Source organism: Amycolatopsis thailandensis, from assembly GCF_002234405.1.
Classification (GTDB): domain Bacteria; phylum Actinomycetota; class Actinomycetes; order Mycobacteriales; family Pseudonocardiaceae; genus Amycolatopsis; species Amycolatopsis thailandensis.
The window spans coordinates 1-522 of record NZ_NMQT01000285.1 but is presented as its reverse complement, the minus strand read 5'-3'; the positions used below and the strand labels follow the sequence as shown (position 1 = coordinate 522).

1 pseudogene is annotated in these 522 nt (G+C 62.3%); it reads left to right on the top strand.

Features of this window, described 5'->3' with window-relative positions:
- Window positions 1-213: 213 nt before the first annotated feature.
- A pseudogene (locus CFP71_RS42335) lies at window positions 214-522 on the top strand (twin-arginine translocation pathway signal protein); the annotation flags it as partial.

Genomic DNA, 522 nt, shown 5'->3' with positions numbered 1-522 from the left:
AAACGGGCTTCGATCGTCGTAGGCGAAATGCCGTAGCAGGGTCGAGAATTTGGTCCATCAAAGACGGTTTTCGCGCCGAAGTATGATGCGCGAGAGTGAATTGCCTCGACAGTGGACGGGCCATGCCGGACACTCGGATCCGCGCGACTCCATGCAGGCAAAACCTTGTCGCGCTCAGTTCCCCGCTCCCATCATTTGGCGAAAAGGAACCCTATGCATGACGATGATGAGCCGGTAGGCCGGGTGCTCGGCAGGCGGCAGGCGTTGATACTGCTCGGCGCCGCCGGCGCGACACTCACTGTCGCCGGATCCGCCACGGCCAGTGCCACCACCCCCACCGCCGGCACGCCCGAAGTCTGCGCGCTGGACTGCGTGGTCAAGCCAGAGCAAATGGAAGGTCCGTATTTCGTCGACGAGCGGCTCAATCGCTCCGATATCCGCAGTGAGCCTGCCACCGGAACGCTGGTTCCCGGTACCGCGCTGGCGATCAATTTCACCGTCCAGCAGATTCGCCAACAGGTG